Here is a 24,028-nt window from a genome sequence, read left to right as displayed (position 1 = left end):
TACTAAATTCTTTAATGTGTGGTTATTCAATAGTCATTGAGATCACTTCAATCTGCACATCCGGTTGTCCGTCTTCTGTTACGGCCACTGTGGCAAGCCCTTTGTTCTGAATACCGATACAGATGCAACTACTTCCGTCATAAGTCACGGTAGCGCCAGTAGTGTTGGTTACGGTAACTACTTGAGTAGCCCCCACGGTAGTGTCAAAAGACGCAGCATGTTCCAACTGGTAGCAAGCATCTTCCCAGGAATTTCCGATATTGTTGTCCATAATGACCGTTTTAGGTTTCGCGCCATCATTCCAAGTGATGCCACTCAACACCTTATACTGGATCTTCAAGGTCTGATTCTTTTTCAGTTTCACTTTCGTGATGTCAATGGGCCATTCCACATCACCTCCCCACGGATTGTAGAGTTGCAAGCGCAGACGGTCTGCATTTCCATCACCGAAGATAATCTGTACTTTACTGTTATCAACCTTAATTTCGGTGGGTCCTTCCGTCCCGCCGCTAATCTTCTTATAGAGCAGATTAGCTACAAGATAAGAATTCACCACGCCATTCTCATCTTTTGATTCGGGAACACCAATGACCAGTGTCTCACCAGCCTCCATACCAAGTACCGTAAATTCCTTGCCTGTAACAGCAACCGTACGCTGATCACTGGAAGCGGTAAGGAGGGTGATTTCGCTATCGAAGGTTATTACACCCTTTGCAACGCTTACCTTACCACTGGCTTCACCGAATTCATAATTATAAGAGCCATCGGAAGCCTTACTTAGGATAAGTTCAAAATCTTCCACCTCATCACCGACAGCAGGAGCCCATGAGTCGTTGTACACACCTCCCGTTACACTTTCCCATTTCTGTACGTTAGGAGAACCGTTCCACCACAACCAATCGTAAGGTGCTTCGGTATCAAGGTTAAATGTCATCTGATTACCGACATAAGTCACACCGTTGATTTCGGTCGTGAAGAGGTCATCAAGAAGATTATCGAATGTGGGAAGCACAGGGGCTACTTTCTCAATCTCTCCACTATCTTCTTTGGGAATGCATTCACCCTTGGTTTCAATCACTTCTTCAGAAACAAAGTTCCATACAATATACCAGTTACCTTCGGAATTGGTACGTTTAGTTACTAATTGCAATATATACGGAGTAAGTTCTATTATCTGTATATCTTGCGTGTAGTTAGCACACATATCATCGGCATTCACGTTGTGCATGGAGTAGCAATCGGTGAACGAGATGGTAGGTTTAGTCTTTTCAGTAAGGTTCATATTGAACTTGCCTTTCATGTTTGCACCTGTGCTTGAGCCTTTTTCTCCGGATTCACCACGATACATAGTAGCCACACAGCCGTTGACGGCATCCATGCTGAAAGTCATATATGAGTCCATGTAAGGATCTGTTGCAGGGATAAGCCAGCTTTGAAAACCCGGATCCCAGTTGGGTTTCCAATTTCCGGTGCCGAAGACGATGTCTTTGTAAACTCCGTTATCCACATCATCCTGAGTATAGCCGGCACCGTCACCATCAGGATCGTAAGGAGACAAATACATCACAGGTCCCGAACACTGACCGATACCATAGTTTGCATCGCAAGGATACCATTTCTTACTAACCCCTTCAGCCAATGTCTCAGCATCAGGCAGAGCATCACCCGACTTAAAGTTCTTATCGGACAGCAGGAACCATTTCTCATCTTCCAGCAACGAGAAATCGTTTTGTGCTAAACTGAAAGTATAGGGTTCACCATACACGACACCACCGGGCGTCTCTACGCCGAAAGTCAGCTCATACGAACCTGCGAAAGGCAATTCAATGGCAAGTTCACTTTCTTGCGAACGTCCCTGAGGAGTAACCCACAACGGAGTACAACCAGTGATATTTGATTTGAGGCGTACTTGATTTCCTGCGATAGTCACAGTGTAGGCAATACCTTCCGCCAAGTCATCGGATACATAGGTCTTCTTACCCATATCATACTCATCGGGTGAACAGGCCGACAACATCAGCACCAAGCCTGCAATGAGCGAATATATATAATGATTCAATTTCATATCTTATTATTTTTAATGTTTTTCCTTGATAAACCTAAGCCTTCATGGATTTACCAACCGGCATTTTGAGTAAGCACATTACCCGAAAGGGTGATTTGTGTATTAGGAATCTGCATCAAACCTTTCTTCGAAGTGAAGTTACTTTCGGAGAACGAAGTGGTTGCTTCATTTCCGCCATTTGTCACCTTGGCACCATTTTGTGCAGCAGTAATGATACGTGCAGCGTATGCACCATCCTTCTCATAACGCATCAGGTCCCAATAGTGAATACCCTCGAAAGCCAGTTCAATAGCACGTTCTTTACGGATGTTTTCAATACTGTAAGCCAGTGTTTCACCGGGATATACACGCTGGTGAACCTGATTCAATCCGTCGGCATTGCCATTGAGCTCGGAATGCATCAGCAATACATCAGCATAGCGCATGATAGTGTAATCTTGATAGTAAGTAACATTCTGATGCTGTTCACCCAACTTAAATCCTACTTCCTGACGTGTACCATCGGCAAAACACATCGGCGCATACTTGCGGGTATAATAACCGGTATATTCATACGAATCGGTAATGTCAGCATCAAAACCGGCCTCACTACAACTCCATACACAAGCGCTGAAACGGGGATCATTCTTATATTGCTCCACGAAAGTGGGAGTCACCGGACAAGCACCCCAGCCGCTGGCAATGCATACGCTCGTAGCATTCCTGTTACGTGGTCCCAAATAGACCGAGAACGTATTACCATCACCATTACCGTTATAGTCATGAGTAGTATTCATCTTCAAGTTGAGCACTATTTCCCTTGAGAGTTTGCCTTGTCCGGCTTTCCAAGCGGAGCCGTCATACCACTTGCCGGCGTATGTCGTATTCCAGGCATAAGTGTCGCCACTCGAAGCATCAGTAGTACAAGCAGGCATCCAGAAGTCGGCATAGTTTTTCTCCAGTTCATATTTTCCATTCTGCACCACATCGTTGATAGCAGCCACTGCCTCAGCCTTGGTGCATGAAGGATGTTCGGCACCGTAGTAACCGGTATGGTAAAGATAGGCACGAGCCATCAATGCCTCTGCCGCATATTTGGTGATGCGACCATCGTTAGTATCGTTATTATCCAAGGGATAAGCATCGGCAGGAATATGTTCGATGGCATATTTAAAGTCTTCGAAAATGAGCTGATAAACATCACTTGCCGGAGAACGGGGAATATTCTCTTCGGAAGGAGCGGTAAGCAAAGGAACATCTCCAAACATACGTACAAGATCGAAGTAAAGAATACCGCGAATGGCATGTGCTTCTCCCATCACTCGTCCTTGTGCCTTGATGTCCCCTGCCCAGTCGATATTTTCTTCCTGGACAATGAGCTGATTACAACGAAATATAGCTTTATAATAGTTCTGCCAATCCACATTAAAGATATCATTGTATGAAGGAGCGATCCCCAGATTGAACTGGTCAATCACATTGTTGTTTTTAGCATCAGAAAGGCCAAGACCTGCAAAAGCCTGTTCGGAAGCAAACTCCGCCAGCAAATACATACCTACTCCTTCATCTGAAATAGTACGTTGCCATCCATCATAACAACCCACTAAAGCCATTTCTGCGGATTCCAAATTACTGTAAGCCGTTTCAGTGTTCAAATCCTTTTTTGATGAAGTGTCAAAGAAGTCTTCACACGACGTGAAAGCTAAAGCTGACACAACGAGCGCGCTCGTTAATAATATATGTTTTGTATTCATATTACTTTTCTTTTTCATGATTTAAAACGCAAGATTAATACCTACAATGAAGGTACGGGGGTGTGGATAGTAACCCATATCTACTCCCGACACCCATGTCTGGTTGGTCGTACCGTCTGAGTTCTGCTTGTTACCGTCTGTACCGTTGTATGAACCGATTTCAGGATCCATACCATCATACTTAGTCAGTGTGAAGAGATTCTGAGCCTGCACATAGAGGCGCAATTTAGACAGCCCCTTCCAGGAGATGAGACGTTTGAAGTCATAACCCAGAGTAATATTCTGCAAACGGATGTAGTCACCATCCTGCAAATAGAGATCAGAGAATTGCCAGTTACCTACATCACCATAGGTTACACGGGGAATCCGATTACTGGTACCTTCACCCGTCCAGCGATTCAGTATCTGACGACTGTAATTGGACTGTGAGGAGTTTGGGTCACGATAAGATTGAGCTATCTGGAAACCAGCGGCACCGGTAGCGTTCAGACTAAGATCGAAACCTTTATAACCCAAGTTAATATTGAAACCGAATGTGTATTTAGGAAGTCCGTTACCCAAGTCTACTTTATCCTTGGCATCGATGACACCATCATGATTCACATCTACATACTTCACATCGCCGGGTTGTACACTGCTTTGGTACACACCGTTTCCGGCAGCGATCCAATCATTAATTTCCTGTTTGTTCTGAAAAATACCGGCTGTTTTGAAGCCCCAGAAGTAACCTATAGCATGACCATTCTCAGCACGGTAGAACTCTTCCGCATTACTATAGATTTGATTGGTAGCACCATGAATAATACCATCTTCGGTAGGGATACTTCCCACTTCGTTGTGGTTGTATGCAAAGTTGGCACCTACGCTATAAGTGAAATCCTTCCCTATTTGGTCATTCCAGGAGAGCCCCAGTTCGACACCTTGGTTTTTCACATCACCACCGTTGATAATAGGGCCACTGGTACCTGCCGTTGCCAATACGGGAGCTTGTACCAACCAGTCCTTGGTATTCTTGATATAACCATCGGCAGTAAGTGCGAGATGCCCATTCAGGAAACGGGCATCGATACCCACATTATATTGTTCAGAGGTCTCCCATTTCACTTTTTCATTGGCCAAACGGCTGGTATAAGAACCCGTAACCCAGGCATCCTGACCTCCACCGGAACCAAAGTTATAATTGGTATTCGTGGTGGACACAGGAGCAAGATATTGATAGCAGTTGATATTGGCATTACCTACCTGCCCCCAACTGACACGTATCTTTAAGAAATCGAACCAGGATTTCACCGATTCCATGAACTTCTCTTCGGAGATAGTCCATCCGGCAGATACTGAAGGAAAATATCCCCAGCGGTTACCTTTGGCAAACTTCGATGAGCCATCGGCACGCATGGTGGCATTCACCATATAACGTTCTTTCCATGTCCAACCCAAACGAGCGAAATATGACATACCACGGGTAGAGTCGTAAGGAGAACCTTTCACAGTCTTATTTTCCGTACCGTTGGTATTTACCAGATAAGCATGATCCCAATCATCGAATCCGGGGATAAGGCCAGTATTGGAGCCTTCGGTATTACTACCATCATAGGTAGATAATTCACTACCTATCAAGGCATTGATATGATGTTCAGTAGCAATATTGAAATCGTAAGAGAGAGTATTGGTCCACACCATCGACAGACCGTGACCATGACTTTGATTCACTTTGCTCACGGTGTTGGCCGTTTGCGGGGTAAACTGATACTTCGGTGTATAGGCACGGTATTCGGAAGCGCCGTAGCTGATACCGTAGACCGTTTTAAATCTCAAGTTTTTGATGGGTTCAATCTGCACATATACGTTGGCATCGAGTGAACCATTCTTACTGTTGTTATAGCGATTCACCATCATGTTTCCATAAGGATTACCATCGTTTACATTCCAGTCGGAGTTTACCGTAGAATTGTAGTTGCCATCAGCATCATAAACGGGAATAATAGGAGATGCGGAGAAAGCACTGCGCAGGTTGTTATTCCAGATGTTTCCCGTACCCATGCCTCGTGTGTCTTTCCAGACAAAACCCACATGTTCGCCCACAGTCACCAGTCCGTTCCACATCTTATGTTCAGAGTTGACGCGGAAGTTATACCTTTTATAATAAGAGACATCTGAGCCACCAATCAGGCCATCCTGACCAGTGTAGCCACCTGAAATAGCATAAGTAGAAGTTTTGGAACCACCTGTGAACGAGAGGTTGTGGCTGGTAGTTAATCCGCCATCTTCAATAGCTTGGTCAATCCAGTCAGTATCATATATATTCCCCCTGGCATCATGTATGGAGCTAAGCGAAGCCCAATCCACCGGCGACATGCCTGAATTGAGACGGGCTTCATCCATAATACTCATATACTCTGAAGCATTGAGCATACTGTATTTGCGACCTATCGTCTGCCAACCGGCAAAACCATCATAGCTGATTCTGCAAGTACCTTCCTTACCACTTTTAGTAGTAACCAACACTACACCATTGGCAGCCTGCGCACCATAAATAGCAGCCGAAGCTGCATCTTTCAATACATCGATACTTTCAATATCAGCAGGATTCAAAGTAGAAATATCACCACCCACACCATCGATAAGATAGAGAGGCTGAGAATTACCCACCGTACCCAATCCACGAATGGTTACACTCATGCTGGCACCCGGCTGTCCGGAAGTAGAGACAATGTTCACACCGGGTGTTTGTCCCTGCAAAGCAGAGAGAGGGTTCGTCGTGTTCAGTTTAGCAATGTTTTCACCCTTCACCTGAACCGTAGCACCGGTTACCAGCTTCTTCTTCTGAACGCCATAACCTACCACGACTACTTCATCCAGCATTTCGGTATCTTCTTTTAATGAAACATTGATAACCGAAGAATCACCTACTTTAAATTCCTGAGATTTGTAGCCGATATAAGAGAATACCAGCGTTTGCCCGGTTTGGGCTGTTACGGAATATTTACCGTCCATATCGGTTATTCCACCGGTGGAAGTCTCTTTCACCTGGACGCTGACACCAATCAACAGCTCATTGTCCGTGGCAGATGTCACAACTCCCGAAATGGTTTTGCTTTGAGAAGGGATAGCCTGAAGACTACTGATTGCAGGTACCAGAAGTAGTAGTACCAATGCAACACGGCATAAATGCAAATTTATGCACTTTTCAAAGAATGTCTTTCTCATTGTACATTGTTTAATGGTTAATATCAAAGATTTTATTGTGTTCTTTTTCGTTTACAAAAGAAACCACGACAAATGTATGGAATGAAGTTGAAAGACTTTGAAAAGAATGTTATGAAGAGGAGACAAATTGGTTAATCCTCGCTCCTGAAATGTTACTAATAAAGGTACAATTTGTTTTTATCCCCCTCACAGAGGTACTGTGAAGGGGATAATGACTTACAGATTCACCACGAAATTACGTATCTGACACCCGGTTCTCTCACCTTTGGCTATACGCAAACGCAAGGTATGCCGACCGGAAACCAGTTCTGTTTCCAGCATATACACCCATGGAATATATAAGTTCCGGCTCCAATCAGTAAATGTATCCAGCTTCTTGAACGGAGCGCTATCCACACTGTATTCCAGCACACAGGCTTGCGGACCGGCTGCGCAGAAGATACCTACAGCGCGTCCTTCAAAAGAGAATGAAAGACTGGCTCCGGCACGATCAGCCACCAACATGGGAACATGTACGAAACCTTTACGGGTATTCCCTTTCACTGTAGGCGTCCAGTCATCCACCACTTTCCAACCATTCAGTTGCTTGGCAGAACGGATATCCGCAAATACACCTTTATCATAAGAATAGGAAGCTATCGGTTTTTCCGGCACCTCATGTGCCCGGACGGTTTTCTTTACCACGTCGCCACTCCATTCAAGGTCGAAGAGACGGTTAATAGCGGCAGCATAATATGTATGACCATTCCAAGCAGGATGTGTGCCACCAAATTCTTTCCAATCAAACTCACCATCGCGCATACGCTGCGCCACTTCTTCCGCCAGATTGATAGAGGAAACATAATAATGATTGGCTACACTTTCATGATTCATAATAACCTGGGGTTGTATACCCTTGTCCAACAAAGGTATGAATGGATCGTAAATAAAGTGAAGCATGACAATATCCATTTCCGGACTGACAGTACGGGCATGACGAATAATACCCTCCATACCGCGCGTCTGCCGGATATAATCGAATCCGTTTGTATCATCATTTACCGCTGCCTCAACAAATAATAGATCAGGCATTCCTTTCTGCAACACATCATTTTCAAAACGGAAAGCATGAGGAGTGCTTCCGGTAGAAGGTATTCCGGCATCAATGAACGTAAATTCAGTTTCCGGGAAACGCTGTTTCAAATCTTCCTGTATCATATTCCGCCAACCACGCATTTCGGTAATGGAACCACCCAGAAAAGCGACACAACCTTTTTTCTCTTTTGCAAACTTCAGATAAGAGTTAGTAAGGCTACCACGTTGATGGATCACTTGTTTCTTCTGATAATCCGGTTGGTTACGGATTATAAAATCAACAACCGGTTCAGCATTATCTAAACTATGGGGATGATGATCGCAACCGGGTTTCAATATGATTTCGACATTACCTCCCAAAGCACGATAACGTTCAGCAGCAATCTTCATGTGCTTTTCATACGGCACAATCTTGTCACTATCACCACAAACGCCCATCACTGGAATACCGGCAGCCGCTAATGGAGCCAGGTTATCAATCGGATTTCCTTTGAAATCTTTGGCATTTTCTTCAGTCAATCCCCATTCTGCAAAGAAGCCTTTCCAGAAATCACGTTCCCAGTTCTCGGAGAAATAGAGCATATCGCATACAGGAGCGTCCACATAGATACAGGCCACTTTATCAGGATTATTTGCCGCCCAGTTAAATGCGAATAATCCGCCACGACTGAAGCCTTCTAACGTCACTTTGGGAGAAAGACGATAATATCTGCGCATGACTTCATAGAAATCAGTGCCCAGACGTTGCGCACGCGGACTTCCATAAAGATGAGTCAAATCATAATACACCACATGAAAACCTTTTTCCAACAAAGCCTTATCTACCGAAGGGAAAGCTCCGAAAAATGCAGGACGCCATATCCAGGGACGCCCTTCCGCTACCTTGCGGGGGGCAACAACGATAGCGCGGCGTGCATTACAAATAAAATCATAACGATCGAACCCTTCCCATTGCGACTTCTTACCGGGGAAAGGTTGATCAGTGACAATTGCAGGCGCCTCATTACCGGTCAGTGTACGATAAAGTTCACCGGCAATCAATGCAGCTCCTTGTTCATTGGGGTGGATACCATCTGTATAGTAATCAGGATATGGCTTCAGCAGTGCATAAAGATCCACAACGGGCAGATGACGTTTCTTCGCTACACTGCGTATTACAGGAATAATACCGTTTGTAATTACGCTATCGTTAATACCAAAATTCCGTTTTACGGCAGGAACAGGCAGACAAAGATATATCTTAGGTTTGGAAGGCAATTCCTGAAGAATATCCAGCATTTCCGTCAAATCCTTCTTAAAATCTTTTCCATAACGCCAATTCCAGGGTTTACTGTCATTCGTTCCCAATTTAATGGTAACGATATCCGGCTGAAATGCCAAAAGATCACGAAACTTCTGTTCGTGCATATAAGGATGATCTCCCTTATTCAACAATACACGGGCACTAATTCCGAAATTGCGGACATCGTACCCTTCACCCAAAAGCTGGGAAAGCAACCCCGGATAACTGTTCTGAAACTGATTTTTAATTCCTGAGCCATAAGTGATACTGTTTCCAACACAGGCAATCTTTACAGGTTTCTTTTCTTGTGCCACTGCCCACAGACTGAACAAGCACAAAAAAAGTAAAAGAGTGTTTTTCTTTTTCATAATATCTATATTAAATATACTCCATAGCATTTTTGACCGACACAAAGATACATTTTATTTTAAAACCAAAGTCTAATGATTAGTCACTTAAAGGTTATCAACACTCTCGTATACGTATTTAGTTTGGATAAAATCTCCATCCTCGCTCCATAAATAGATAATATCTTCAAAGAAAGTCCCAGCCCAATACCATGACCTGAATATTCCCTTGTATTGGTTGCACGATAGAATGCCTGGAAAATAAGCTGTATTTCATCTTCGGGAATGCCAATACCTTTGTCTTCTATTTCCAAAATAGTGCTCCCTTCCTTAGGATACAGCCGCACAGCTACAGGTTGTTCACCGGAATATTTACAGGCATTGTTCAGTATATTACGGATTGCTATTTTCAGCAAATGCAGATTAGCCCTTACCACTGGCAGGCTCTCTTTCTGAAATGTATTACTGAACTGCATCCGCTCATTCTCGGCACACAGTATGATCAGAAGTTCTGCCAGGTCCACATCTTCCATATTATTCTTCAGAAGTTCTTCATCCTGATGCGAAAGGAAAAGGAGGGATTTTATCAACAAGCTGATTCTTTTGCTTTCATCCGAAATACGGTTCAAAGCCTTGATATATTCTTGTGGCGAACGTTCTTTCAGCAAGCTGATTTCACACTCTCCCTGAATGGCCGTCAGCGGATTATTAAGTTCATGGGAAGCACTGCTTACGAAAGATTTCTCGGACTTGAAAGCCGCGTCTATGCGGTCGAGCATACCATTGATAGAAGTGATCAGATCGTCCAGTTCGTCATGGTTACCGGCTGTCTTAATCCTGATATTCAGATTATTCCCCCGGATGCGCCGCAGCTCTTTCAAAATACGCTTCACCGGTGCCAACATTCGATTGGCATAAAACCTTCCAATGAAATAAACCGATATGGAACTGAAAATGAACAAAAGAAGTATCAGGATAAGCACATGATTCTGTATCTCTGTTCCATAGTTGTTCCGGGCAAGTATCAGAACTATAAAATTACCTTCATTATCCGGGTAATACAATGCCGCACCCACCTCTTTTTTATAACGAAATGAAACCGGCTCTTCCATGAATAGTCGCTTCTGCTGCTCTTTGTTCAGATACTTATCAAGTGTATCTTTCACAGTCTCCATGCTATCGGTATTCAGTAAAATTTCCTTAGCCTGGGGAAGAAGCCCTTCGTATTCCTGACGGATAATTTCATAACTGCTCTCGTCTACTTCATCCTTTTCCCAATGTTTCTGGGCAGTAAGATAGGCTTTATCTGCCAGGTAAGAATCGTACAGCCTATTGATATAGTTATAAATGAAAAAATAGAAAACAACCATGATACAGGTAAGCATACATATCGTGATACCCGTATAGAACAACGCTATTTTACTTCCTATCTTCACTACGATTCTCCGTTTAATGAGATTCCATAATATAGCCCAAACCTACCACCGTATGGATAAGTTTGTTTTCATAATCTTTATCAATCTTAGTACGCAGGTAGTTCACATACACATCTACTACATTGGTATTCGTATCAAAATTCTTATCCCATACATGTTTCAGGAGATTCACCCGAGAGAGCACAACACCCTGGTTATTCATGAAGTGCTCTAAAAGTCGGTATTCTTTTACCGTCAGTTCCATTTCATGGTCACCACGACGGGCACGCCTGGTATTGCAATCGAGGATAAGGTCACCACAAACAAGCTCCGAAGTTCTTTTCTCCTTGCTCCTGCGCAGCAAAGCGGTGATACGCGCTTCCAACTCCTGAAAGCTGAAAGGCTTCACCAAATAATCATCGGCACCTGCGTAGAGTCCTTTTACAATATCATCTGTTGTACCCAAGGCCGTAAGCATAATGACGGGGGAATCGTATCCATAGAGTTGGCGGTACTGCCTGCATAGGTCCAGTCCGTTCATCTTGGGCATGATTATATCCAGAACAAGTAAGTCAAAAGGTTCGTCCTGAGCCAGCTGCCAACCATCCGCACCATTATAAGCTACAGAAACCGTATGCCCGAATTCCTGCAATCCCCGTTCTATGAAAGAGGCTATATTGACTTCATCTTCTACCAACAGTATCTTTGCCATAGTTTTTAAAACTTAAAGAAAGCACAAATATACGTTTTATAGTTTTTTCTGCTTCAATCTACCGTCTTTATCATATAACATTTTACCATAAACGATCTCGACAATCAACGGGAAAACAAACAAAGCGAAGAAAGTAGCCCCGATCAGACCTCCGATAATAACAATGGCCAGCGGTCGCTGCGATTCGGAACCGATTCCATGACTCAGCGCCGCAGGCATCAGGCCGATAGCCGCCATTGCAGCCGTCATCAGCACGGGCCGAACCCTGGAACGCACACTGGTTTTTACAGCATCGGGCAACGCCAACCTCGCCTGCAGATTGTGTTTGATATCGGATATCATAATCACTCCATTTTGGATACAGATACCAAAAAGAGCAATGAACCCGATACCGGCAGAGATCGAAAAATTAAAGCGGGTTATGAGCAAGGCAGCAATACCACCCACAGCGGCAAAAGGTACATTCAGCAATACCAAACCTGCATCCCGTGCATTGGAAAACAGGATGAAAAGAATAATAAAGATGATGATAATGCTGACAGGAACCACCTGCGCCAAACGTTGAGTAGCACGTTGCTGGTTTTCAAAATCTCCGGTCCACTTCAAAGTATATCCCTCGGGCAAATGCACTGCCGCATTCACTTTCTTCTGAGCCTCAGCAACGGCAGTTCCCATATCTCTACCCCGGACCGAGAATTTCACGGCACAGAAACGGGCATGATTATCACGAAAGATAAGTAAGGGGCCGGTGATAGTCTTTATCTCCGACAGTTCCTTAATCGGCACCATCGTACCATCCATAGCGGGTACCAGTATTTTTCCTATCTCATCTTCGTTGCATCTGAATTCCTCTTTATAACGCACCATGATATTGAACTTCTTCTCATCTTCGTAAAGCAAGGAAGCCGACTTACCTCCAATCGCCATTTCGATAATGGACTGTACATCTTCCTTAGCCACTCCATAGCGTGCGAGCTTATTCTCATCCAGTTCTATGCGCAATTCCGGCTGTCCGATATTTCGTATTACCCCCAAATCTTCGATGCCATCCACGGTTCCCAATATTTTATAAATATCTACGGCTTTTTTCTCGGACTCATACAGATCTTTACCGAAGACTTTCACAGCTATAGAACCCTTTACACCGGAAGCTGCTTCTTCCACATTATCCGTAATCGGCTGGGAGAAGTTAAAGTCTATACCCGGGTAAATCTCCAGTTCATGTTGCATTTTGTCAATCAATTCCAGTTTGGTAAAGCCGCTTTCCCAGTCCTTTTCCGGATAAATATCTACGTGAAACTCGATATTATAAAATCCGGTGGCATCGGTTCCGTCATTGGGGCGTCCGGTCTGAGACATCACCTGTTTCACTTCAGAAAAGCTTCTTAACTTCGCCCGCATCTTGTTTGCCAGATTGACGGACTCATCCAAAGCTATACTTTGCGGTAAAGTGGCACGGATATAAATAGAGCCTTCATTCAACTGGGGAAGGAATTCCGTTCCGAGGAAAGAAAATGCATACAACCCCACCACTGCCACAAGCGTAGCAATCGTAATCGTCACCTTGCGATAAGCATAGCAGACATCAAACAAGGCGGATGATTTCTCATTAACAAAGCGGAGGAACCTGTTATTCTTTTCGCGCACATTCTTCTTTAACAGCATGGCTGAAAGTACGGGTACCAGAGTCAAGGTGAACACCAATGCCCCCAACAAAGCAAAGCCCAGCGTAAAAGCAAGCGGTGAAAACATCTTCCCCTCTACTTTCTGGAAAGAGAAAATAGGAATCAGCGCCGTAATGATAATCAGTTTGGAGAAAAAAACCGCTTTCGCCTTATCTTTGGCAGCATTACGGATCAATCCCATCTTTGACATGACATTGAATGCCGGCATTCCCACTTCACGCGCTTTCTTGTCAAGAACTACAAAGATACCCTCGACCATCACCACCGCACCGTCTATAATAATACCGAAATCAATGGCTCCCATGGACAACAAATTGGCGGACATACCCATTATACGCAGGCAAATGAAAGCAAATAATAATGCTAATGGAATGACCACTGCCACCACCACGGTAGTCCGCCAATCCGCCATAAATATCAACACAATGAAAGTCACAAACAGGATGCCTTCTATCAGGTTGCGTGTCACTGTGCTCACAGCCAGATCTACCAAGTTCTCACGATCATAGAAAGGTACGATCTGTACATCCGATGGCAGCACTTCTTTATTGATATAGGCTATTTTTTCTTTCAGGGCTTTAATCACTTCACCGGGATTCTCCCCCTTACGCATCACGACAATGCCTTGCACGACATCATCTTCATCCATTCGGCCTACTTGTCCGAGGCGGGGTAAACAGGACTCGTGCACATCTGCCAGGTGTTTCACCAGAATAGGAGTACCTTTCACATTTTTCACAACGATATTTCCAATTTCCTCCACATCGTTAATCAGTCCGATACCCCGGACAACATAGGCTTGGGAGCTTTTTGTGATCACATCACCACCGACATTGATATTACTTTTCTCTATGGCTTCAAACAACTCCAGAGAGGAAATATCGTAATTCCTCAATTGGTTGGGATTCACACTGACCTCAAAGGTTTTCACCTCTCCACCGAAACTTACAATATCGGCCACACCGGATACGGAACGTAAATTCCGCTCAATCACCCAGTCCTGAATGGTCTTCAGTTCACGAACCGATTTCTTCTCACTTCTCAACGTATAGCGGAAGATTTCTCCCGTAGGACCATACAAAGGCTGTACTTCCGGAGTAACGCCTTCCGGCAAATCAGCATCATTCAATAGATTATAGACCTGTTGACGGGCTGTAAAATCGTCTACATGATCTTCAAACATTACATTCACCACCGATAGTCCGAACAAGGTGGTAGAGCGTATGTCCGTCTTCTTTTGTACGGAGTTCATTGCTATTTCAATAGGGATAGTAATGAACTTCTCCATCTCCTCGGCGCTCCGCCCGGGCCATTGGGTAATAATAGTTACTTTGGTGTTGGTTACATCCGGAAAGGCATCTATCGGAGTATGCTTGAAAGAGACAATTCCTGCAATAACCGCAAGTACCGTAAAAAAGAATATGAAGAATTTATTCTTCAAAGAGAAAGCTATGATGTTGTCTATGAACTTATGCATATCAAATTCTTTATCTGTTAATCAGCATTCAATGCGTTATATACCAGCAATGTGTTTCTATTCAAGATACGGTCGCCCTCCTGCAAGCCGGACTGTATGTAGCACCGGTTCCTTAACTGTTTATACACTTCCACTTCCTTTACTTGCAGCTTGCCGTCTTCGCTTGCCGTCACTACATAATTTTTTCCATTCTCAAAGATCAAGGCATGTAAATCAATGCAGGGCATCGTATCATCCGTTGATTCGCATTGTACATATATATTGGTAAACATGCCGGGTTTCAACAGATAATCTTCATTACGAAGTTTAATTCTCACGCTCATGGTTTTACTTTCTTCATCGAGGATGTGGTAGACCTTATCAATACTCCCTGCAAACTCTCTGCCGGGATAGGCCAATGCCGTGATACGGACAGGAGCACCTTCTTTTACTTTGCGGATATCACTCTCATATACATCGCCCATAATCCAGACATTATCCAGACCGGATACCGTGAATAGTTCTTCACCCTGGTCGGAGCGTATCTGCATATCTTTATTCACATGCTTCTCCACCACAAAGCCCGTTATCGGTGATTTAATCTCATATCTGGATTCATCGGACAGATTATAGATGGAATAGACTTCCTTCAGGCGTCTTTCCTCCGTCACGGCACTCACCAATTCCTGACGGGCCTGCAATGTGTCGCGGGCCGAAGCCATGCCGGCATTGTACATATCTTGCGCAACATCCCAGTTACGGCGGGTTACGGCCACTTGTTGTTCCGCATCCTTCAGCTGTTTCTCATATTCCGCCACTTCACCACTCTTGACCACAGCAAGCACTTCCCCTTTATGTACGTAGTCTCCCACCTCGGCATTCACAGCAATCACCCGCCCACCGAACATTGGAAAAACCTGTACCACTTGCTCCTGATTAAACGTCACACGACCGTTCAGTGTCAACTCGTCGATTAAAATACGTGTATGTACGGTATCTATACTGACAACTTGCATCAAACTATCTGTCAGACACATCTCCGGAGATACTGAAGTTTCATTATTATCTTTTGTCGAGCAACTGCTCAAGAATAGTACTGCACCTATAAAAACCTGTAAAATCCTGTTCATATCCATTGCTTAGTAATTAAATATATTTCGTCCTACTACCGTATTCAAGTTCTCCATGGCCAGAAAAACATCTTTCCGGGTCTCATACAATTGCAAACTCGTTTCCTTATAACTCTCGTAATAATCGACCAATTCCAACATACTGATATTACGCTTACGGAAATTCTCGTTCACCCCTTCAATCAACCGGTTGAAGTTCTTTTCCAAGTCATCGTCTGCTGATTGATAAAGTTCCATAGCCTTTTCCAGACGGGAATACGCCACATACAGTTCCGAGTTTGCCCTGTTCTCTGTGTATTCTTTCTCTTTCAGGCTCTTTTCTATTTCCAGTTTGGCTGACTTGATATTACCCTGATTCCGATTGAAAATAGGAACGGAGAAGCTAAGACCTACTGCAAAATAATTGTTGATGAAGTTTCCTGCACGGTCGTAAATCCCCTGAATAGCAAACTCCGGAGCGGCCAATGAACGCTGTAACTTCAAATTCGCCTTGGAAGCCTCAAGTATAGAGAAGGCCAACCGTTGGTCGGGGCGGGAAGGTAACAAGGAATCCAGATCAGCAAGTGACAGACTGGACAAATCCAACCGGCTCAGCATCGTTTCATCCAGAAGTATTTCTATCTCCTGAGCGACCGGCAAGTTTAATAACATCTTCAGATTCCCCCTCTTCGATACCAATTCATTTACTGCATCATTCTTCTCCTTTTTCAGTGATAACAGTAATGCCTGCATACGGGATAATTCCAACAATGAAATATTCCCTTTCTCTGCCATATTCTTGTAGAATAGCAGCAGTTCCTCTAAAGAAGTGATCTCTTTATCATAAATCTGCACGGACTTGGTCAGGAAATACATTTCGACACAGGTTTCCTTCAACTCACTGTTTAAGGTGCGTGCTACTTCCTCAAATTGCAATAAAGCGGATTGGTGATTAATCTTTTCCAGACGTATTCGTTTGTTGCGTTGTCCGGCCAGATTGATGGCTTGTTCTATCTGCACTCCGGACTCTCCTTCTTTCCCCAAATCAAAATATTTACCGTTCAGGCGGTTATAAATATTCTGCTCCAATGTGATAACGGGGTTATCAAATAATTTGGCCTGCACCACTTGTGCCTGTGCCATGTCTACATTGTAATATTCGACAACCAGTAAAAGATTGTGGGTACGGAAAAGTTCCTCCGCCTCCTTCATCGTCAACTTTAACGGATTCGATTGCGCCCACAGGCTGCATGAAAAAATAAGAAAAAGGGTAAATGTAATCTGCCTCATCATTGTTTTATCAATTTTGAGGCAAAAGTACAACTCCTTAAAAATTAAGGCTTCCGGAACGGATTATAATAAACTTATACGAGATTAGAAAATGATTAGAAATCACTTATGGAAGGATAGAACGGTGTGCACCCATCTTTTCATAAGGCAGCGTAAACCAGAAAGTAGAACCTTTCCCCAACTCAGACAGTACTCCGATCTCGCCTTTGAGTTCCTTCACGATATTCTGTGAAATAGCCAGTCCAAGTCCGGTTCCTTGTTTGAAGGAATCGAGCTTTACAAAACGGTTGAATATATCCGCCACTTTTTCAGGAGGGATACCGGTACCGGTATCTGTCACAAAGAAGCGTATATAACCATCTTTGGGTTCTTCATACCCAAACGTGATACTCCCTGTATTTGTAAACTTCATGGCATTGCTGATGAAATTATTCAGTACCTGAGTAATTCTACGCTGGTCAGTATATAAAAGAAGATCCGGCATAGGCATCACTGCACATATAGCGACATTCGCATTCGGTTGTCTCATTCTGGCAGCCTGCTCTATTTCAGATAACATCTTATTTACGTCTATATTTGCATAGACATATTCCAGTGTACCGGCTTCTATCTTTGATAAATCCAGGATGTCATTGATCAGTTGCAATAATATATCATTGTTCTTACTAATGATACTGAGGTATTCTATCCGTTCTTCTTCCGATACATCTTCAGCCAGTATACTCGAGAAACCAACTATTGCATTGAGCGGAGTACGTATTTCATGGCTCATATTAGCCAGGAAAGCTGATTTTATACGATTGGACTCTTCAGCCTCTTCCTTAGCCAGGCGCAGTTTACGTTCCAGAATCTTCTGGTCTGTAATATCCCAAGCCGTATAGAGAATCCATTTACGTCCATCGGAGAATGAAACTATATTATTATTCTGGAAAGTAAACCGTTCCTCGTTCTTATTCGTAAAGAAACGCCTGGTACCAAATTGGGCAATTCCCGTTCTTACCAATTCTTCATCTTCTTTCCTGATCATCGTTGCAGCCTCAGGCATTATATCGAAATCAGTTCTTCCAATCGCCTCCTTAGCCGGATATTCAAAGAGTTCTTCAGCCTTTTTATTTATAAAAGTATAGCGCATATCATTATCGACATCTTTCACCTTGGCTGCAATAGGAAGGTTATCGAGAATATTTTCAAGCAAATGCAGATGCTCTTGCCACTCCGTTGCTCTCACTTTCTTGATACGCTTGTGCATAAAGTAAAATAGCAGCAGGACAATAGCAGTACCCAATACAATTACAACATAAATAATATTCTTCTGAATAAAACTGGGCGGAACATCACAATAAACCGCATTTTTAGGAAAGTTATCTAATGGAACTCCCTTGTCAAGCAATGTCTGGTAGTTAAGATAGGTATTGGGCGTACCGGCAACAACCGTTTTCGCCTCGTATGTACCATCCTTCTTCAGTGCACTTCTAATTTCACCGATAACAGTACTTTCCACATCGGAACTGCCTATATAATGCCCACCGGCAAATAAAGCATGAACCCTTGTGAACTGGTCAGACAACGAGAATACCGGCTTTTTAACTATACCGGAAATATAAGAATGCATTCTCTCATCAGGATAATATTTCTCAGACAGATTCTGACTGGCTACATTCACCCATGAACAGTAGATAATACCTGTCTCTTTACCACACTCACTAATAATGCGGAGCATTGTTTCTGTATTTGTCTGAGGATAAGTAATAAATTCCATATCTAAATCAGAAAAGTACTGCTGATGTATATCTTCTGCTTTTTTCCGAATTAGAGAACAGATAAATCTGTCATCCGATAACAAGACAACCTTTTTCATTTCAGGAGTAATCTCCTTCATCAATTCTATGGTTTCTTTAATGCAGACAGGAATATTTATGGCAGTCACATTATACCGTTCCAGCATTTCCGGTGTAGCGATAATCTGGTCTTCAGGTATATATTCACCATTATAATACTTATTTATATCAGCCGACGTATGCGGCATCGAGTGGCAAATAATTGTAGGTACCCCTTTCCAGATAGTATCAAAAAGCGGTTTGCAAACGTACCATCCCGGATCGCCTACAAATATGACGGCTTGGGGAGGAACAGAATATTTATCCTTTAGATAATCAACCTTCTGATTTATTTCCTGTTGATTATTGAAATGCCATGTTGTGAGAGTCTCCGAATATACCTTCACCGAATTTTCTTCATTGAATGCCTTTTCTACAGTTTCAAGCAGATCATAAGCCCATTTCTCACGAAAAGTGGAAGAACTGATAAGAACAATATACTCTTGATCTTTCGTATCAGCCATCGCCTTGGGCGCCAGAAATAAACAAGCGAAAATAGCAACCGCAAGTATTCGAAATGTCAAAGGGAGATACAGAAGTGTATTCTGATTTGGCATATTGGGTAAATATTAAAATATAAAATGGCAAAAGCTTCTCAACTATCCTTTGCAAAGTTAGGAAAAAATAAATGCCTAAGAAATATCCAATGACAAATTTGCATATTACGTTCATCTTTTTGCTATTTATATTCTTCTTAAGTAGTAATTTACAGTATAGATAGGATTACAGAACCGATATAATTAACTCAGAAAAAACAAATAACAACTATAATTCTATTGGAATTTCCACAACACGATATGGAAATCTTTCACGTATCACTTTTGCTTCATCCCATTCAAGATTCTCATAGATTCGCTGATAAACTTCAAACGAATAATTATTCCTTAATTCGTGAATTACTTGCATTATAGTACTTACAATAAAAATATATTCCGCATAGGTTGAATTACCATGAATATGATATTTAATGCAATAATCAGGCATAACCAGAATCTTGTGCAGGATAAAATCTTTAAAATCATCAAATTGTACTTTGGTACCATTAAAAAATATCTCACCGGTAGCAGTAGTATACAAATCATGAACATGTTTTGGTATATTTGATGTTTTTTGCAATTTCTGCCATCCCTCTGCTTCAGCGAAATAGCGACTGGTTACCAACGGAAATACCAAATACGTATAATACTTATCATCATACTCTCGTACGGACGGTAACACTGCATATTGTATTCGATAAGCTTGCAATTCTGCAAGACACTTTTTAATTCTGTTTACATAGTTCATTTTTATATCCCGATGAATATAAAGAATACAAGGCTCAGACTTTGTATCTTCCAATGTATTTTGATCCCATCTACGAAAATATTCCTTCAAGCTATCAAATGAAATTTGCTCGCCATTATAAGTCCCACACCTCCCAAAATGTTTAACAAAAACAACAGGGCCCGCATCGACAAGCTTATTCTTATTTTCAGCAATCCATAAAGTAGCCCTACGCCGATTTTCGCTATTCATCCGTTCGAAACATACTGCTTCAGGAAGTTGTAAGAGATGAGTATAGTTTATATTTCTACTGAGGATTATCTCATTTATACATTTATAATCAATCAGATTTATTCGAGACAGCCCTAAAGAGAAAACAGACAGGAATATTGCAGATACTAACATCCACCTGAAACTTATTCCATTAAACAAGCGCCTAATAGTAAGCCAGGTATGTAGGAAAAGTACAAAAATAACAAGAAGCAAAACATACTTATAATCCGAAAAAGTACGTATAACATAAATTCCTCCGCCCATCGTCCCCCCAATAAGTAATGCAAACACATATGCCAAACGCGAAAACCAACTAAGGAAATAAGAATTCATGCTACGTTGATCATTAATAACTGCCCGCATTTGCGATGCATATTTCCCCAGCTTTCGAAGAGGAATCTCAAACCAACAGACAAAACAAAGGGATTGCCCCAATACAGTAGCAATATATGCCAAAATAAAGTTACAGAAATGCACAGTGGCATTCGATAGTACCAAGACATCGTAATCTTCTGTCATGAAAAAAAGGATACGTAAAGCTTCACGACATACATATAGAAAAGCATAGAAACAACAGGCAAACAATAATCCGACAAAAATGCCCATTAAAAGCCTGCCACGCGATATGGCAGGTAAAAAAGAATAAGCATGCAGATATTTGTTCCTCAATGTCATATCACATAAATAACAATCACTATATTCTTTGGTTAGAAATATATGTTCATGACCAAAAAATTAGTAACTTTACAAAGTTAATGATTATCAATCATAATATCAGGATATTGCACTAAAATATTCACTTATAAAAGAAAACACATAAAACGTATCGAGAGATTATTATTCCTTTAGAGTACGATACTAATTCTTACTTAACCTATTTTCAGGAACCAGGGCTTGCTATTTTAATGAAGAATGCCCACAATGTGGTAAAACATATTCAGAACAAACCATCTCATGAGTTTTGATCACTATTTGCCCTATATCATCTATTACGAGGAACCTGTATCTATCATCTTGAACGTCGATCCAGTCGTTGATAAACATTTCGACATTTTGTTGTTCGCCATTCTCTGCAAGTATAGTTATTTGTGTAGGCAATTGTTCAGAATTAAGCAGCCGCTTTGCCTATCTGCTTCGATGGCCTTGCGCACAGCTTCTTTGTCCGAACAGTCTATTATTTGTTGCGTCCTTACCCAAGACGGGGATGTAAACCCTTAATGCCTGCCAACTCGAAACGTTTGATCCAATTGTTGACACTTTGGGCGGTCATGTCTGTCTGTTCCCCTACTACAACAGAACTCAAACTCTCTGATTTGAGTAATATTACACGGCAGCGCATTCGAAAACAATGGCTTTCACCAGTACGGAAGCACAGCAGTTGTTCGCCCTGTTCGGATTCGGTCAATTTGATCTACATTCGCTTCCACTTTTTGTCTAACGCGAAGATAACGCAATATAATTATAAATATCTACTTATAACATGGCAATAGCTTCTCAACTATCCTTTGCAAAGTTAGGAAAAAAAATCTGACCACCTCTCCTAAATGTACGGAGCAAGCGCGGTTCAGATACGGCTTATGTCATAGCATAGCTATCCGAAACAAATACTATATCAGTTCTATTATTCGAACATACAACTTAAAATACCAATTTATTTAATCAACTTATGTTTGTCCGGTTCATCAGAGTAGATTATAGCCTCCCCAAAATGAACTTCTGCATCCTGACGTGGGTTTAACCATTTGAAACTGATTTGATGAAATCCCTTCGGTAATTGATATCTATGAAATAAATCGGGACGACGTGCATTGAAGGATACAGGAAGATAAGCCTTCTCCATCATTTTACCATCCAAATACATTTCTACCTGAGCTACATAATTCACATCCTGGCAGCTTACATAACCTCTTTGTACAAATCCGACACCTTCAAACTGAAATGAAATAGGATCTTTCAGCACTGTATTGATTACTTTCTTCTCAACAGGAAAATGGTTTTCAAAGGATTTCTCATACCGTACAGCTACCGGATTTTGTGTCCGGATAATCACTACATCCTGCTCTATTTTACCTCCTTCCTGCTCTATTATTTTCAGAGCATGTTTTAGGCTCAAATCACACAATTTATTTAAAGAAACATCCGTGTATGCAAAAGGACGGTTTACTACCTCATAAAGGCTTTCACGCCAGATTTCAGGGATGTTGGAATATCCAATCATTGTACCCAAAACTCCTGCCGCAGTCGATGCATTACAATCAGCATCCTGTCCACAACGCGAAGCAATATCAATTGTCTGAAAAAAATCCTTTTTTCCATATAGTAAACCAATCGTTACATAGGCGCTATTAACTTTTGCATCAATATTGAACGGTGTGAACACCCCATCCGGACATCCAACTTCTGAAGTCCATTTCTTTTCACATTCAAACCATGTTTGTTTCCAGTCATCAGGATATTTTTTATGCCATTCTATCACATCCTTTATACATTGGTAAAAATCACTTTTAACAGGAACTGTTTTCAATGCTTTTTCCACGATTTGTTCTATATCATCTGAGACGAAAGCCATGGCAAAGAGAGCACCTACATAAACTCCGCCATACCATCCATCACCATAAGTAAAGATGTGACCTATCTTATCAGAAAATGCCGACGCACTATTAGGCATTCCGGGAGACATTAATCCAGCAAAATCAGCTTCAATCTGATAGTCAATATCATCAGCATGCGGATTATTGATCCAATGTCCTGACATAGGAGGCATAATACCTTGCTGAATATTATAACGGGCAACCTGATTGGCATGCCATAGCGGAAATTCCGCGTTAGCTAAAGTCACAGCAAAGGAATCAGCAGGTGCTTCAAAGCCCAATTGTTCCAAAACTTCTACAAACACGATATCCATATACAAATCATCATATAATCCGGGAAAATTGTCATAGTACCACTTCACCCGGTCCTTTGACCAAAGAATGGGAGTATAATCCTGAATCATTGTACCATTAAATAAGAATTCTATAGGACCTCCATAAGTACAACCAATAGTTTTACCAGCCCAACCACCTTTTATCTTATCTGCTAACTGTTCTTTAGCCAAACTAACTTGTTCAGCACCTCCTTTTTGAGCTTTCGCATAAGTAACAAGAGGCAGAGTTAGCGCAAAAGCAAAAAGTGAGAAGTAACATATTGCTACAATATTTTTCATAATATTAATTTATTATATTCTGAAATGTGAAAATC

12 protein-coding genes are annotated in these 24,028 nt (G+C 42.1%); all 12 read right to left on the bottom strand.

Annotated elements, in window-relative coordinates; translation table 11 throughout:
- Nucleotides 1-22 precede the first annotated feature (22 nt).
- The 12 genes from BACCELL_RS11645 to BACCELL_RS11585 all read right to left on the bottom strand — a co-directional run bounded on the left by BACCELL_RS11645 (nucleotide 23) and on the right by BACCELL_RS11585 (nucleotide 23,993).
- Nucleotides 23-2,065, bottom strand: a complete 2,043-nt coding sequence (locus BACCELL_RS11645; RefSeq protein ID WP_007211995.1) for a hypothetical protein — start codon at nucleotides 2,063-2,065, stop codon at nucleotides 23-25.
- 50 nt (nucleotides 2,066-2,115) lie between these two features.
- On the bottom strand, nucleotides 2,116-3,798 hold the full coding sequence (locus BACCELL_RS11640) for a RagB/SusD family nutrient uptake outer membrane protein (RefSeq protein WP_044153619.1): 1,683 nt from the start codon (nucleotides 3,796-3,798) through the stop codon (nucleotides 2,116-2,118).
- A gap of 21 nt (nucleotides 3,799-3,819) precedes the next feature.
- Nucleotides 3,820-7,005: a SusC/RagA family TonB-linked outer membrane protein gene (locus BACCELL_RS11635; protein WP_007211993.1), complete on the bottom strand. Its 3,186-nt coding sequence runs from the start codon at nucleotides 7,003-7,005 to the stop codon at nucleotides 3,820-3,822.
- Between the two features lie 216 nt (nucleotides 7,006-7,221).
- On the bottom strand, nucleotides 7,222-9,729 hold the full coding sequence (locus BACCELL_RS11630) for an alpha/beta fold hydrolase (RefSeq protein ID WP_044153618.1): 2,508 nt from the start codon (nucleotides 9,727-9,729) through the stop codon (nucleotides 7,222-7,224).
- An 83-nt stretch (nucleotides 9,730-9,812) separates the two neighbouring features.
- A complete protein-coding gene (locus BACCELL_RS11625; protein WP_029426628.1) occupies nucleotides 9,813-11,144 on the bottom strand; it encodes a sensor histidine kinase in 1,332 nt (443 codons plus the stop codon).
- A 13-nt stretch (nucleotides 11,145-11,157) separates the two neighbouring features.
- A complete protein-coding gene (locus tag BACCELL_RS11620; protein WP_007211990.1) occupies nucleotides 11,158-11,835 on the bottom strand; it encodes a response regulator transcription factor in 678 nt (225 codons plus the stop codon).
- Between the two features lie 36 nt (nucleotides 11,836-11,871).
- Nucleotides 11,872-14,997 (bottom strand): efflux RND transporter permease subunit, encoded by a 3,126-nt coding sequence (locus BACCELL_RS11615; RefSeq protein WP_007211989.1) that lies wholly within the window; start codon nucleotides 14,995-14,997, stop codon nucleotides 11,872-11,874.
- A gap of 17 nt (nucleotides 14,998-15,014) precedes the next feature.
- On the bottom strand, nucleotides 15,015-16,112 hold the full coding sequence (locus BACCELL_RS11610) for an efflux RND transporter periplasmic adaptor subunit (protein WP_007211988.1): 1,098 nt from the start codon (nucleotides 16,110-16,112) through the stop codon (nucleotides 15,015-15,017).
- Nucleotides 16,113-16,115: 3 nt separating this feature from the next.
- Nucleotides 16,116-17,378 carry a TolC family protein gene (locus BACCELL_RS11605; protein WP_007211987.1) on the bottom strand — a complete coding sequence of 421 codons (1,263 nt, stop codon included), beginning with the start codon at nucleotides 17,376-17,378 and terminating at the stop codon, nucleotides 16,116-16,118.
- Between the two features lie 103 nt (nucleotides 17,379-17,481).
- Nucleotides 17,482-19,716 (bottom strand): ATP-binding protein, encoded by a 2,235-nt coding sequence (locus tag BACCELL_RS11600; protein WP_242577612.1) that lies wholly within the window; start codon nucleotides 19,714-19,716, stop codon nucleotides 17,482-17,484.
- Between the two features lie 301 nt (nucleotides 19,717-20,017).
- Nucleotides 20,018-21,463: a hypothetical protein gene (locus BACCELL_RS11595; protein ID WP_044153616.1), complete on the bottom strand. Its 1,446-nt coding sequence runs from the start codon at nucleotides 21,461-21,463 to the stop codon at nucleotides 20,018-20,020.
- A 976-nt stretch (nucleotides 21,464-22,439) separates the two neighbouring features.
- Nucleotides 22,440-23,993, bottom strand: a complete 1,554-nt coding sequence (locus BACCELL_RS11585; protein ID WP_007211982.1) for an ADP-ribosylglycohydrolase family protein — start codon at nucleotides 23,991-23,993, stop codon at nucleotides 22,440-22,442.
- Nucleotides 23,994-24,028: the final 35 nt, after the last annotated feature.

This window comes from Bacteroides cellulosilyticus DSM 14838, from assembly GCF_000158035.1.
GTDB classification, from domain to species: Bacteria; Bacteroidota; Bacteroidia; order Bacteroidales; family Bacteroidaceae; genus Bacteroides; species Bacteroides cellulosilyticus.
The sequence above is the reverse complement of the archived record's forward strand: the minus strand, read 5'-3'. Positions and strand labels throughout refer to the sequence as shown.

Excerpts from the sequence above, each read along its gene's own strand:
- BACCELL_RS11645 (WP_007211995.1), bottom strand. The coding sequence starts at position 2,065 with ATGAAATTGAATCATTATATATATTCGCTCATTGCAGGCTTGGTGCTG.
- BACCELL_RS11640 (WP_044153619.1), bottom strand. The coding sequence starts at position 3,798 with ATGAATACAAAACATATATTATTAACGAGCGCGCTCGTTGTGTCAGCT.
- BACCELL_RS11635 (WP_007211993.1), bottom strand. The coding sequence starts at position 7,005 with ATGAGAAAGACATTCTTTGAAAAGTGCATAAATTTGCATTTATGCCGT.
- BACCELL_RS11630 (WP_044153618.1), bottom strand. The coding sequence starts at position 9,729 with ATGAAAAAGAAAAACACTCTTTTACTTTTTTTGTGCTTGTTCAGTCTG.
- BACCELL_RS11620 (WP_007211990.1), bottom strand. The coding sequence starts at position 11,835 with ATGGCAAAGATACTGTTGGTAGAAGATGAAGTCAATATAGCCTCTTTC.
- BACCELL_RS11615 (WP_007211989.1), bottom strand. The coding sequence starts at position 14,997 with ATGCATAAGTTCATAGACAACATCATAGCTTTCTCTTTGAAGAATAAA.
- BACCELL_RS11610 (WP_007211988.1), bottom strand. The coding sequence starts at position 16,112 with ATGGATATGAACAGGATTTTACAGGTTTTTATAGGTGCAGTACTATTC.
- BACCELL_RS11605 (WP_007211987.1), bottom strand. The coding sequence starts at position 17,378 with ATGATGAGGCAGATTACATTTACCCTTTTTCTTATTTTTTCATGCAGC.
- BACCELL_RS11600 (WP_242577612.1), bottom strand. The coding sequence starts at position 19,716 with ATGGCTGATACGAAAGATCAAGAGTATATTGTTCTTATCAGTTCTTCC.
- BACCELL_RS11595 (WP_044153616.1), bottom strand. The coding sequence starts at position 21,463 with ATGACATTGAGGAACAAATATCTGCATGCTTATTCTTTTTTACCTGCC.
- BACCELL_RS11585 (WP_007211982.1), bottom strand. The coding sequence starts at position 23,993 with ATGAAAAATATTGTAGCAATATGTTACTTCTCACTTTTTGCTTTTGCG.